The organism is Gordonia sp. LUNF6 (genome assembly GCF_047041125.1).
Lineage (GTDB): Bacteria > Actinomycetota > Actinomycetes > Mycobacteriales > Mycobacteriaceae > Gordonia > Gordonia sihwensis.
This window is the reverse complement of sequence record NZ_CP178181.1, coordinates 3,198,321-3,210,770: the sequence shown is the minus strand read 5'-3', so window position 1 is coordinate 3,210,770 and position 12,450 is coordinate 3,198,321. Positions and strand designations below refer to the sequence as shown.

Here is a 12,450-nt window from a genome sequence, read left to right as displayed (position 1 = left end):
CCGGCGGGAGATTACGCAGTCCGTAACCAGGGGGAGTCGGCGAATGCGCGGTCAGCGACCACACCAGACGATGTCTGGGCACGATACGGCGGTCTGGCACACCGTACGGATCAACGATCTCATCGATCGTGGGAACATCGATGAATGCCCGCGGGTGACAACGACATTCGCGCCGATGGATGCGAGCGAACACGTCTTCGCTCAAGGCCCGTTCGGATTGTTCAACTTCGAAGCGATGGGTGACGGTTCGTACGTCCACAGCAGCGGCGCGGTTTTCGCGACGGGTGGAGCCGCTGCGGCTTTCGCCGGCGCATTCACCATCGCGCAGGCGCTGGGGAACAGACAGCGGAAGCGCGTGGTCAGAGCGGCCGCCCAGCCGCGTTGGAGACAGATCGACGCGGGTTCGTTGTGGGTCAGCAGTCATGGCGTGCATTTCGCCACTGCGATGAAGTACTACTCCTGGGCGTACTCGGCGATCGATGCCTTGGAACTCATTTCTCCCGGGACCATCCGTTTCGAAGGCAGGTCTCTCAACGGACCGATCTCATGGGTTCTCGAGTCAGATTGGGCTGAACTCGCTTTTACGTTGTGGGCGAGGTCCAGACACCCGAATCATCCCCAGTTCGTCAGTCGGGCATGGGTGCCGGCGGGTTGGCGGGAGCGAGTCATCGCAGGCGGATACGCTCTCCCCTGATTTGGATTCGGGGCTGTGAGCGTACTTCGTCGCGGCCTGGTCATTCGGGCCTGCCTCGGTGCAACTGGGAGATCGCCGCGCGGACATCGGCGCCGGTCACGGTCATCAGATCCGATTCGGTCAGCATCGCGAGCTCGGCGGTCCGGGCGAGCCGCAGCTCGCGTTCCTCCTCGGCGGCTTCGACGACGTTGCGCACGAAACGGGCGTTGCCCGCGGTATCGGATGCGCGGCGGCCCTCACGGATCAGGCCGTAGAGGTCGGCGAACTCTGTTTCGAGCATCGCCGTCGCCTCCGCCGACAGCCGGGCGTCCCGGTGCTGAGCGATCGATTCGGCGATCCGGATCAGCTCACCCGGTGTGTACGAGGTGAATCGGATCCGGCGGGCGAAGCGGGACGCCAGACCCTCGTTCGCGGCCAGGAGTCGGTCGATGTCGTCGTCGTAGCCTGCGATGATCACGACCAGGCGGTCCCGGTCGTTCTCCATGCGAGCGAGCAGCGTGTCGACGGCTTCGCGGCCGAAGGCGTCGCCGCCGGCGAGCCCCTCCTGAACGAGGGTGTACGCCTCGTCGATGAACAGCACACCGTCGAGGGCGGAGTCCACGACCGCTGACGTCTTCGGTGCCGTGGCGCCCAGGTGCTGTCCGACGAGGTCTTTTCGACTGACTTCGACGACCGTGTCCGTCGACAGCAGACCGAGCGCACGGTACAGCCGCGCGACCAGACGAGCGATCGTGGTCTTACCGGTCCCAGGCGGTCCGGTGAAGGCGAGGTGCAGACTGCGCGACTGTGTGCGCAGTCCCTTCTCCGATCGCAACTGTGCGAGGGTGACCGCCGCGCGCAGCCGCTCGACTTGTTCTTTGACCGGCGCCAGCCCGATCTGAGCGGCGAGTTCCTCGGACACCTCCCGCAGGGCGAGTTCGTCGACGCCGCGCCCCCGTTCGGCGCGAGGGCCGCCGGCGGGTTCGACCGCGCGATCGACCGTCAGCTGCAGCGACGGATCGGCGAGCGCGCGGGCGGCGTCGGTGAGCCGTGAGTCCAGGGCGTAGGCCTCTTCGAACGCAGACCGGGCAGCGGACTCGTCGCCCTGTGCGCGCAGGGCCAGCCCCATCGTGAAGAGGGCCTGCGGCCGGCAATTGGTGAGCACCGAGTCCCCGGCGCTCGACAGTCTGCGCAGCCCCTCCTCGAACAGGCCCAACTGCACACAGGCCGTTCCGATCATGAAGTCGGCTGCGGCGCAGAGATACTCGTCGTTCCACGTGCTTGAGACGGAGAGTGTCCGCAGGACATCGCGCCAACGGCGCTTGCGTAGCTCGACAATGCCGCGGCAGAAGTCGGCGGTCGAGCCGGCGTGCTCGATCTCGGCCAGTACGCCCTCGGCGCCGGCCACGTCTCCGCCGGCCAGCAGGGACGCCGCATATGCCGCGGCGGCGTCCGCCGGTCCGGTGATCGGCAGGTCGATGAACATCCCGCTCGGCAGATGCCCGGCCAGCACACCGGTCGGAAGTCCCAAGCGGCGTTGCTCGGCGCCGATCGAATCGCGCGCTCGGTACAGCCCCAGCAGCACCGGACCCGATCGATCGCCGACGGCGACCCGTCCCAGCCAGGCGTCGCCGAGTGCGCCGTCGAGCTCGGTGGCGCGGGTGAAGGCCGCCTCGGCTCGTTTCGGATCGGGCGGCCCGCCGCCGGTCAGGAATCCGGCAGCCGTGAGCCCGGCGATGAAGTACTCGCGGGCAGGCGACTTGCCGTCTGCCGCTCCGCGCGTGGATAGAGCGCGCGTGGATAGAATCTGCCCCTCGGCCATGTGGTCCCCCCGAACCTGGTGTGCGCAAACTGTATCCATACCCTCCGACAAGCGGGGCCGGACCGCGCGAACTCCCAGCAGAGGGCACCCGCGCGCCGCATCCCGGTGGTGCTCGCGCACCCCGGCCGGAGGCGTGGCCGTCCACCCACGTGACCTCGCATAGAATGGTCGCCGTGAGCGCCCAGGTCGATACCGTTTCCCACGCCGCTGATACCCCCGATCAGCCGCAGCCCTATGCCGAGCTCGGTCTCAAGGACGACGAATACGCCCGGATCCGGGAGATCCTCGGCCGCCGTCCCACCGACGCCGAACTCGCCATGTACTCGGTGATGTGGTCTGAACACTGCAGCTACAAGTCGTCGAAGGTGCACCTGCGCTACTTCGGCGAGACGACCACCGAGGAGATGCGGGCGGGAATGCTCGCCGGCATCGGCGAGAACGCGGGCGTGGTCGATGTCGGCGACGGATGGGCCGTCACGTTCAAGGTCGAGTCGCACAACCACCCGAGCTACGTCGAGCCCTACCAGGGCGCGGCGACCGGCGTCGGCGGCATCGTCCGCGACATCATGGCGATGGGCGCGCGGCCGATCGCGGTCATGGACCAGCTCCGATTCGGTGCGGCCGATGCGCCCGACACCCGGCGCGTGGTCGACGGCGTGGTCCGCGGCATCGGCGGCTACGGCAACTCCCTCGGCCTGCCCAACATCGGCGGCGAGACGGTGTTCGACCCCAGCTACCAGGGCAATCCGCTGGTGAACGCGCTGTGCGCCGGCGTGCTGCGCGTGGAGGACCTGCATCTGGCATTCGCATCGGGCACGGGCAACAAGATCATCCTGTTCGGCGCCCGCACCGGACTCGACGGTATCGGCGGCGTCTCGGTCCTGGCGTCGGAGACCTTCGACGACGACGGCGGCAACGGCCCGAGCCGCAAGAAGCTGCCGAGCGTGCAGGTCGGCGACCCGTTCACCGAGAAGGTGCTGATCGAGTGCTGCCTGGACCTGTACAAGGCAGGTCTCGTCGTCGGCATCCAGGACCTGGGCGGTGCCGGACTCTCCTGTGCCACCAGCGAATTGGCAGCGGCAGGCGACGGCGGCATGCACATCGAGCTCGAGAAGGTGCCGATGCGAGCCGAGGGCATGACCCCGGCGGAGGTGCTCTCGTCGGAGTCGCAGGAGCGCATGTGCGCGGTCGTGACCCCGGAGAACGTCGACGCCTTCATGGAGGTGTGCCGCAAATGGGACGTCCTCGCCACGGTGATCGGCGAGGTCACCGACGGCGAGCACCTGGAGGTGACGTGGCACGGTGAGACCGTGGTCGACGTGCCGCCGCGCACCGTCGCCCACGAGGGACCGGTTTACGAACGACCCGTCGCACGCCCCGACTGGCAGGACGACGTGGTCGCCTCGACCACCGAGGGTCTGGCGCGCCCGCAGACCTCCGACGAACTGCGCGCCACGTTCCTCAAGTTGCTCGCGAGCCCGGCGCTGTGCAGCCGAAAGTTCATCACCGAGCAGTACGACCGCTACGTGCGCGGCAACACCGTCCTGGCCGAGCACGCGGACTCGGGCATGATCCGGATCGACGAGGAGACCGGTCGCGGCATCGCGATCGCCACCGACACGTCGGGTCGCTACACCTATCTCGATCCCTACGCCGGCGCCCAGCTGGCACTGGCCGAGGCCTACCGCAACGTGGTGGTCTCCGGTGCCGGCCCGCGCGCCGTCACCAACTGTCTCAACTTCGGTTCTCCCGAGGACCCCGCCGTGATGTGGCAGTTCAGCCAGGCCGTTCGCGGTCTCGCAGACGGCTGTGCGCAGCTCGGCATCCCGGTGACCGGAGGCAACGTCAGCTTCTACAACCAGACCGGTTCCACCGCGATCCTCCCGACACCGGTCGTCGGCGTGCTCGGTGTGATCGACGACGTCCGCCGGCGCATCCCGACCGACATCGGCACCGAGCCGGGCGAGACGTTGATCCTGCTCGGCGACACCCGTGACGAGTTCGACGGCTCGATCTGGGCACAGGTGGAGCACGATCATCTCGGCGGCGTGCCGCCGAAGGTCGACCTCGAACGCGAGCGTCTGCTCGGCGAGATCCTGGTCGCCGCATCGCGTGACGGTCTCGTCTCCGCAGCGCACGACGTCTCCGAGGGCGGTCTGATCCAGACCGTCGCCGAAGCCGCACTGGCGGGCGAGACCGGCTGCCGCATTCTGCTGCCCGAGGGCGCCGACCCGTTCGTGACGCTGTTCTCGGAATCGGCGGGGCGCGTCCTGGTGGCCGTGCCGCGCACCGAGGAGTCGAGGTTCTGCGCGATGCTCGACGCCCGGCAGATGCCGTGGACGCGCATCGGTGTCGTGGATCAGGGCAGCGACGCGCTGGAGGTCCAGGATCACTTCGAGGTCAAGCTCGACGAACTGCGCGAGGTGCACGAGGGAACGCTGCCCCGGTTGTTCGGGTAGCCGTTGGGTCACGATGAGCGACTGACGAAGGCGGCGCCGCGGAGAACTCCGCGCGCCGCCGTTCGTCATTCGTCGATGTGGTTCGGATCGGCGGTGACCCGGACGATGCGGGTACTACGCATCGACGCGCCGGGGCTGGCGATCGGGACCGTCTTCTACATCTGGTCGCTGACGCCCTCGCTGCTTCCTCGGCTCTGGGCGTTTCAGGGTCTCATCGGCGGAATCGCCGCGGCGACCGGCTACGCGGTCGGCTCGCTGCTGGCCTTCGCGATCGGGCGGCTGGTTCTCTCACGCGTCGCCTGGTGGCCGCCGCCGGCCCGCGTTCGTCGCGTTTTGCGCATCGGCGTCCCCATCCTGTGCGCGGTGGCCTCGACGGTCGCTCTGTACTACGGCGTGCGGTCGCAGGCCCAGCTCGCCGACCTGATGGGAACCGACCCTCCGTCGTACCTCGGCTATCTGCGGGCGATGGCGTTGAGCCTGGTGATCGCGGTCGCGATCGTCGCGGTGTTCCGGGTGCTTCGGGACGTCGGCCGGTGGCTGGCGCGCACCATCAACCGGATCTTCCGCATCCCGCGGCGGGTGGCGGGGGTGATCTCGCTCATCGTGATGCTGGTCGTGACGTACACGCTGATCGACGGCGTCGCGCTGCGCGGCAGTTACGCGGCGATGAACGCCGTCTTCAGCGCCACCAACGACACCACGCGCGACGGCGCGGTGCAGCCCGCCCTGGCCGAGAAGTCGGGAAGCCCTCAGTCCGCGGCACGGTGGGAGACCCTCGGATTCGAGGGCCGGAACTTCGTCTCCGGAGGCATTCGAGCGGCCGAACTGGCGAAGTACAACGGCCGGCCCGCGAAGGAGCCGATCCGCGTCTACGCCGGTCTGGAGTCGGCGGACGGCCCGGACGCGCAGATGAAGCTGGTAGTCGACGAATTGGAGCGGACCGGCGCCTTCGATCGTCAGACGCTCGTGATCATTCCGACCACCGGCACCGGCTGGGTCAATCCGACCGCCGCGCAGACTTTCGAACTCGTCGCGAACGGCGACAGTGCGTTGGTCGCGGCACAGTACTCGTACCTGCCGAGCTGGGTCTCGTTCCTCGCCGACCGCGAGAAAGCCGCGGAGGCCGGACGCCGCCTGGTGACGGCGGTGCACGACAGGTGGCTGACCAAGCCGCCCGGTCACCGGCCGAAACTGTTCGTCTACGGCGAGAGCCTCGGCACGCAGGCGGGTGAGGGGGCGTTCGACGATCTGAATGCGATCCGCTCGACGGTCGACGGTGTGCTGTGGGTCGGGCCGCCCGACTCGAATCCGTTGTGGCGCGCGCTCGTCGACCGTCGTGACCCGGGCACCCCGGAGGCGGAGCCGACTTACGCGAACGGGCTGGTGGTCCGCTTCGCCAACGACGCGGCGGCCATCGGCCGCAATCCGGATCCCTGGCTCGCGCCGCGGGTGCTGTACATCCAGCACCCGTCCGATCCCGTGGTCTGGTGGTCGCCCGAGTTGCTCTACCAGAAGCCGGACTGGCTTTCCGAGCCCGCCGCCGGCGACCGCAGTCCCGCGATGCGGTGGTACCCGATTGTCACGTTCTGGCAGGTCAGCGCGGACCTGGGCAATGCAGCCGGAGTACCCGACGGACACGGACACAATTACGGCACCGTCATCCTCGACGGTTGGATCGCAGTGACCCAGCCCGCGGGCTGGACCGATGCGGACACCGCGCGGGTGCGGTCCGCGCTGCTCGATCTGCGAGGCCACGACGGTCCGGAGAAGTGAAGGCGGACAGGCGAGTCGGGCGATTACGGCAGTAGGTCGTTCGGTCGACACGGTTGTGTTGTGGTCGTACCGCCGGGCTATCGTTCGGTGATCGAAAATCCACTGAGAGGAAGCGCGACCACATGACGAACCCGAACGAGTCCCCCGACAACAATGCCGGTGGGCAACCCTTCGGTGCGCCGCAGTATGGGAACGACCCTCAGTACCCGGCGAATCCCCAGTACGGCGCTTCCCAGTACGGATCGCCCCAGTACGGATCGGCCCAGTACGGATCGCCCCAGTACGGCGCCGCACCCGGGTACGGCGCGCCCCAGTACGGGTACCAGGGCGGCGCACCGGGTGTGGAGCCGGACAACAACCTGGTCTGGGCGATTCTCAGCACGGTGCTGTGCTGTCTGCCCCTCGGCATCGTCTCGATCGTCAAGGCGACCTCGGTCAGCAAGCTGTGGGCGATCGGTGACTACGCCGGCGCGCAGCGGGCGGCCGACGATGCGAAGAAGTTCGCGATCTGGAGCGCCGTCGCCTCGGTCGTCGTCTGGGTGATCCTCGTGATCGTGTACGTCGTGATCATCGCCGCCGCCGTCAGCACGTCGACGACGACCACTCCCTAGGCCGCGATCCGCGCACCGACTCGATGAACAAGCGATGACTCGGATCGACACCGACAGCGCGACGTCGACGCCCGCCCACAGGTGGGCGTCGACGGTCGTGCGGCATCGTGTCTATACGCCGCTCGCCGCTCTCACCGGCGCGGCGGCGGTGTGCGTCGCGGTCTGGTTCGGTGATCCCACCACGCCCGGCGGGTATCTGCCTCCGTGCCCGACCAAACTGCTGCTCCACATCGACTGTCCGGGATGCGGTTCCACACGCGCGCTGTACTGCCTGCTGCATGGCGACATACCTGCGGCGTTGCATTACAACGCCGTCGGCGTCCTCGCTTTCGTGCTCATCGCGGCAGCGTTCGTCAGTTACACGATCGGGTTGTGGAAGGGCAGACGCATCCGCAGCTGGCAGCACTGGAGGTACGCGCCGGTGGTGACGCTGGTCGTCGTGGCCGCGTGGTTCGTCGTCCGCAACATTCCGATCGCCCCGTTCGACAGTCTGAAAGTGTGAGGCCCGGCAGTGACCGATGCGCAGAAACCGGAACCGACCCCCGAGGCGGACGGAACCACGCCGATAGAGAACCCGACGACGCCGATCGCCGACGACGAATGGTCGGCGTACGCCCAGACGCAGATTCGTGGCGTGGCACCCCACCCGGCCGAGAACCCTTTCGAACACGGTGCCTTCCCGGCGCAGCCGCCGTACGAGAACGCGGCTCCGCCGCCTCAGCCGTCACCGGTTCAGCCGGCGCAGGCATACGGCTACGGGTACGGATACGGGTATCCGGTGGCCGGTGGGGCGCCGGCTTCTCCGCAGTACCCCGCCGTGCCCGGCTACCAGTCCCCGTATACGCAGGGGCCGCCGCCGGAGTCGAGCGCCACATCGGCGATCCTCGCCACCGTGTTCGCCGGCCTCTTGCTCGTGAGTTGCTATGGATCTCTCATCGGCATCGCTCCGCTGATCTTCGGAATCATCGGCATCAACAAGAGCAACGCGGTGGCCAAGCACTGGTACGTGGGTCAGCGCGAGGCCGCCTACGCGGCTGTCGAATCCGCCCGCAAGATGTCGATGTGGGCCTGGATCAGCATGGGAATCGGATTCCTGGTCGAACTCGTCGCGGTCCTGGTGATCGTCGCAGTAGCTGTCAATGCCGGCTGACGAGGGCCTCGCCCGGCGTCGCGGTGAACCCGCGCCGCAGACGATGTCCCCCGATCGTCCGCTTGGGGCAGATTGTGACATGATCGCCGGATGACGGGTTTCGGGAGTGAGTCACAGTACGGGCACGGCGCGCAGGGCTATCCGCCCCATATGGGCGCCGCACCGCAAGTGAATCCGTATGCGGGGGCTCCGCAGGCGCCGTACCAGCAGGGATGGTACCCGCAGCCCGGCCCGTACCCCGGCGCTCCGGGCGGACCCGTCTCGCCGCAGATGATGCCGCACGATCAGCGAATGAATCCGGTCGTGCCTGCGATGTTCGTCGGTGGTGCGCCCTACGGGATCGATCCCGCGACGGGGATCCCGTACTCCGACAAGTCGAAGGTGGCTGCCGGGCTGCTGCAGTTGTTCTTGGGCGGGTTCGGCATCGGACGCTGGTACATCGGCACCCACGGCGTCGCCGCGGGACAACTCGTGCTGTGGTTCCTGGCGTTTGTGACGTCATTCATCTTCGGTATCGGACTGGTGCTCTTCGTCGGTCTCGGAATCTGGGTGTTGGTCGACGCGATCATGATCTTCACCGGGTCCGTTCGCGACGGCGACGGGCGAGTGCTCCGATAGCGGAAGCCCCATTTCGGCGCGCAGCCGCCGTTCCTTCCGCGGTCAGCCGTCGGCCATCCGCGCCATCGCGGCGTCCAACGCCCGCTCGGCCTCTTCCCGCGGCGTCCCGCCACCCACGGCGAGCGAGATCAGCGCGCCTCGGGCGACGAGATCGTGCGCGCCGGTCAGGTGCCCGGCGATCGACAACATCGCGAGGCCGTGCACGGTGCTCCAGGCGACGCCGGATCGGATGAGAAGCGCGGCGTCGTCGGTCTCCGGGGTCGCGACCCGCCGGATCGTCTCGGCCATCACCCCGAATGCCGCGCGCCCCATCGGGGAGTCGGTTGGATTCCCGTGCTGCAGCAGCGCCTTCCGTTGCGAGGCCGCCCACTCGGGCGAGGAGTACTGGAACATCAGGGTGTAGAGCAGCGGATGGTCGGTGGCGAACTGCAAATAGGCCAGACCTTGGCACATGAGGTCGGTCAGCGGTTCGTCGGTGCGGCCGGCGGCCGAGAGCGCATCGCCGAACTCCGCGAATCCGCGCTCGCAGACCTCGGCGGCGACGGCCCCGATGCTGCCGAACCGCGAGTACACGGCCATCGTCGAGGTGCCTGCCTCCTGGGCGAGTCTGCGCACGGTCAAGGCTTCGACACCCTGTTCTGTCACCAGTCGGTAGGCGGCCGCGGACAGAGTCTCGCGCACGGGATCGGGACGTGCCTCTTCACTATTGCTCATAACAGCGTTATTATCGCCGTATAACAATGTTATAGGCAACCTGGAGGTGACGGGAATGACCACGAACCGATTTCTCGACGGCGAGTACGCACCGGTCCGCGCCGAGCTGACCGAGCACGCGCTCCCGGTGACGGGAACGCTGCCGGACTGGCTCGACGGCCGGTACCTGCGCAACGGTCCCAACCCGATCGCGGACGTCGACCCCGACACGTACAACTGGTTCACCGGTGACGGAATGGTGCACGGCGTCCGGCTCAGCGGCGGCGACGCTCTCTGGTACCGGAACCGCTGGGTCGATTCGCCCGCCACCGAACGCAGACTGAGCAGGCCCGCACCCGACTCGGCCGGCCGGGCCTTTCTGCACGGCCTCGGCGCGAACACCAACGTGATCGGGTTTCAGGGGCACACCCTGGCGCTCGTGGAGGCGGGGCTGCCGTGCGCGGAACTGTCCGAAGAACTCGACACTCTCGGTGTCTGGGACTTCGACGGCACGGTCCGCAGCGGCTACACCGCGCACCCGCTCGAAGATCCGGCGACCGGAGAACTGCATTCGGTCAGCTATCACTTCGGGCTCGGGAACAAGGTCCGATACTCGGTGATCGGGGTCGACGGTCGCGAACGCCGCCGCGTCGACATCACCGTCGGCGGCAGCCCGATGATGCACGCGTTCTCGTTGACCGAGTCGACGGTGGTGATCTACGACCTTCCGGTCACCTTCGACGTGGAGACGGCGGCCTCGTCCGCCGTTCCGCGCAGGCTCCGGCCGATCGCCGAACTCGCGATGTCGGCAGTCGTGGGGCGAGTGCCGATGCCCCACCTGCTGTCGGAGCGTCTGCCGCGGAATCGGGCAGGGTCTCTGCCGTACAGCTGGGACCCCGACTACCGACCTCGGGTAGGGCTGATGCCGCGCGAGGGCGGCGACGCCGACGTCGTCTGGATCGACGTCGACCCGTGCTTCGTGTATCACCCCATGAACGCGCACGAGGAGAACGGTGCCGTGGTGATCGACCTCGCGGTGCACGACCGCACCTTCGATCGGGACCGCACCGGGCCCATCGACGGCGGGCACCGCATGGAGCGGTGGACCCTCGACCCGCTGCGCCGGACCTGCCGTCGGGAGCAGCTGTGGGACGCCGCCGTCGAGTTCCCCCGAGTGGACGACCGCTTCGTGGGCCGGGCCCACGACTGCGGGTGGGTCGTCGGAGACGAGGGCGGCGGGCTCTTCGGTTCGCTGTTGGCCCGGATGGGCGGCAGGCTCGGCGAGCCCGTCGTGCGCAGGTTCGGCGACGGCGTGTTCGCCGGCGAATTCACCTTCGTGCCCCGGAGTTCCGACGCCGCACAGGGCGACGGTGCCGTCATCGGACTGGTGACCGACATGGCGAACGAATCGACACGGCTCGCCGTCCTCGACGCGCAGACACTCGAGGACATCGCGTACGTGGACCTGCCGCAACGCGTGCCCGCGGGCTTCCACGGGAACTGGCTGCCCACCGCGTCTTCCTGAACGGGGTCCGCGCGGCCGGGCCGCCGCCTATCCTGGCGCGCATGGCATTGCGAGTCGTGGAATGGTCGACCGGAACCGTGGGCAGGCACGCGATCGCCGGCATCGACGCGCATCCGGACCTGGAACTGGTAGGTGTGTGGGTGTCGGACCCGGCCAAGGTCGGAGTGGACGCCGGGCGGCTGGCCGGTCTCGACCGCGACCTCGGAGTCGTCGCGACCTCGGATCGTGACGCGCTGCTGGCGCTGCGTCCCGATGCGATCGTCCATACGGCGATGACCGACGATCGGGTGGCCGAGGCGATCGCCGACCTCACCGCCTTCGTGGCCGCCGGAATCAACGTCGTCTCCTCCGGGCCGGTGATCCTGCAGTACCCGTACGGTGTCCTGCCCGATGCGATGGTGCAGTCGGTGGTCGACGCCGCCCGGACCGGCGGCGCGAGCCTGCACGTCAACGGCATCGATCCCGGATTCGCGAACGACGTCCTGCCGCTGTCACTCACCAGTCTGTCGCAGGAGATCGACGAAGTCCGATGCCTGGAGATCGCCGACTACTCCACGTACCGGCAGCCGGTGGTGATGGGGGAGTTGTTCGGCTTCGGCAAGCCGATGGACGATCAGCCGATGCTGTTGACGCCCGGAGTGCTGTCCCTCGGCTGGGGCAGCGTGGTCCGGCAGATCGCCGCGGGCCTGGGACTGACGCTCGACGAGCCGCTCGTCGAACGCCATGAGCGGATCGCCGCCGACCGAGACTACGAGACGGTGTCGGTGCCGATTCCGGCGGGCACGATGGCCGCCCTGCACTTCGAGGTGATCGGTCAGGTGGACGGCGTCGACCGAGTCGTCCTCGAGCACTACACGCGCACGCATCCCGAACAGTGTCCGGACTGGCCGCGTCCGGCCGACGGCGACGGCTGCTACCGCATCGTGGTGAGCGGCGAGCCGGAGATGAGGGTGGAAGTCGCGCATCACGCGCGCCACGGCGACCACAACGTCTCCGGCATGATCGTGACCGCCATGCGGTTGGTGAACTCGGTACCCGCCGTGGTGGCCGCCGAGCCGGGGCTCGTCACGGCGCTCGACATGCCGCTGGTGACCGGACGAGGGCTGGTGAGCCGGGGCTGAGCGGG

General features: G+C 68.2%; 11 protein-coding genes. 9 read left to right on the top strand and 2 right to left on the bottom strand.

Translation table 11 applies throughout. The annotated features are described in order from the left end of the window. Positions 1-43 precede the first annotated feature (43 nt). Positions 44-694 (top strand): hypothetical protein, encoded by a 651-nt coding sequence (locus tag ACK8HH_RS14990; protein WP_412475302.1) that lies wholly within the window; start codon positions 44-46, stop codon positions 692-694. Positions 695-734: 40 nt separating this feature from the next. On the opposite strand, the gene eccA is transcribed toward ACK8HH_RS14990, so the two are convergent. Next, entirely contained in the window at positions 735-2,495 is a 1,761-nt protein-coding gene (gene eccA, locus ACK8HH_RS14985) for a type VII secretion AAA-ATPase EccA (RefSeq protein ID WP_278124910.1), read from the bottom strand. Between the two features lie 164 nt (positions 2,496-2,659). Here eccA and purL point away from each other — a divergent pair, with 164 nt between their 5' ends. From purL to ACK8HH_RS14955, 6 genes are all read left to right on the top strand, one after another. Continuing rightward, the gene (gene purL / locus ACK8HH_RS14980; protein WP_045539527.1) at positions 2,660-4,954 is read left to right on the top strand and encodes a phosphoribosylformylglycinamidine synthase subunit PurL; all 2,295 of its coding nucleotides are present in this window, start codon (positions 2,660-2,662) and stop codon (positions 4,952-4,954) included. Positions 4,955-5,029: 75 nt separating this feature from the next. Continuing rightward, positions 5,030-6,727 carry an alpha/beta hydrolase gene (locus ACK8HH_RS14975; protein ID WP_278124907.1) on the top strand — a complete coding sequence of 566 codons (1,698 nt, stop codon included), beginning with the start codon at positions 5,030-5,032 and terminating at the stop codon, positions 6,725-6,727. Positions 6,728-6,849: 122 nt separating this feature from the next. Beyond that, entirely contained in the window at positions 6,850-7,338 is a 489-nt protein-coding gene (locus ACK8HH_RS14970) for a CD225/dispanin family protein (RefSeq protein ID WP_278124905.1), read from the top strand. 34 nt (positions 7,339-7,372) lie between these two features. Then, positions 7,373-7,840: a DUF2752 domain-containing protein gene (locus ACK8HH_RS14965; protein WP_278124903.1), complete on the top strand. Its 468-nt coding sequence runs from the start codon at positions 7,373-7,375 to the stop codon at positions 7,838-7,840. 9 nt (positions 7,841-7,849) lie between these two features. Then, positions 7,850-8,488 carry a hypothetical protein gene (locus ACK8HH_RS14960; RefSeq protein WP_278124901.1) on the top strand — a complete coding sequence of 213 codons (639 nt, stop codon included), beginning with the start codon at positions 7,850-7,852 and terminating at the stop codon, positions 8,486-8,488. A gap of 90 nt (positions 8,489-8,578) precedes the next feature. Continuing rightward, entirely contained in the window at positions 8,579-9,106 is a 528-nt protein-coding gene (locus tag ACK8HH_RS14955; protein ID WP_278124900.1) for a TM2 domain-containing protein, read from the top strand. A gap of 42 nt (positions 9,107-9,148) precedes the next feature. On the opposite strand, the gene ACK8HH_RS14950 is transcribed toward ACK8HH_RS14955, so the two are convergent. Then, positions 9,149-9,820 carry a TetR/AcrR family transcriptional regulator gene (locus ACK8HH_RS14950; RefSeq protein ID WP_062365982.1) on the bottom strand — a complete coding sequence of 224 codons (672 nt, stop codon included), beginning with the start codon at positions 9,818-9,820 and terminating at the stop codon, positions 9,149-9,151. A gap of 55 nt (positions 9,821-9,875) precedes the next feature. On the opposite strand from ACK8HH_RS14950, the gene ACK8HH_RS14945 reads away from it, so the two are divergent. After that, positions 9,876-11,324 (top strand): carotenoid oxygenase family protein, encoded by a 1,449-nt coding sequence (locus tag ACK8HH_RS14945; protein ID WP_278124898.1) that lies wholly within the window; start codon positions 9,876-9,878, stop codon positions 11,322-11,324. 41 nt (positions 11,325-11,365) lie between these two features. Beyond that, on the top strand, positions 11,366-12,445 hold the full coding sequence (locus ACK8HH_RS14940; protein WP_039867120.1) for a diacylglycerol kinase: 1,080 nt from the start codon (positions 11,366-11,368) through the stop codon (positions 12,443-12,445). Positions 12,446-12,450: the final 5 nt, after the last annotated feature.

Coding starts and splice junctions, on each gene's coding strand:
- ACK8HH_RS14965 (WP_278124903.1), top strand. CDS start 7,373: ATGACTCGGATCGACACCGACAGCGCGACGTCGACGCCCGCCCACAGG.
- eccA (WP_278124910.1), bottom strand. CDS start 2,495: ATGGCCGAGGGGCAGATTCTATCCACGCGCGCTCTATCCACGCGCGGA.
- ACK8HH_RS14955 (WP_278124900.1), top strand. CDS start 8,579: ATGACGGGTTTCGGGAGTGAGTCACAGTACGGGCACGGCGCGCAGGGC.
- ACK8HH_RS14975 (WP_278124907.1), top strand. CDS start 5,030: ATGTGGTTCGGATCGGCGGTGACCCGGACGATGCGGGTACTACGCATC.
- ACK8HH_RS14945 (WP_278124898.1), top strand. CDS start 9,876: ATGACCACGAACCGATTTCTCGACGGCGAGTACGCACCGGTCCGCGCC.
- purL (WP_045539527.1), top strand. CDS start 2,660: ATGGTCGCCGTGAGCGCCCAGGTCGATACCGTTTCCCACGCCGCTGAT.
- ACK8HH_RS14990 (WP_412475302.1), top strand. CDS start 44: ATGCGCGGTCAGCGACCACACCAGACGATGTCTGGGCACGATACGGCG.
- ACK8HH_RS14950 (WP_062365982.1), bottom strand. CDS start 9,820: ATGAGCAATAGTGAAGAGGCACGTCCCGATCCCGTGCGCGAGACTCTG.
- ACK8HH_RS14970 (WP_278124905.1), top strand. CDS start 6,850: ATGACGAACCCGAACGAGTCCCCCGACAACAATGCCGGTGGGCAACCC.
- ACK8HH_RS14940 (WP_039867120.1), top strand. CDS start 11,366: ATGGCATTGCGAGTCGTGGAATGGTCGACCGGAACCGTGGGCAGGCAC.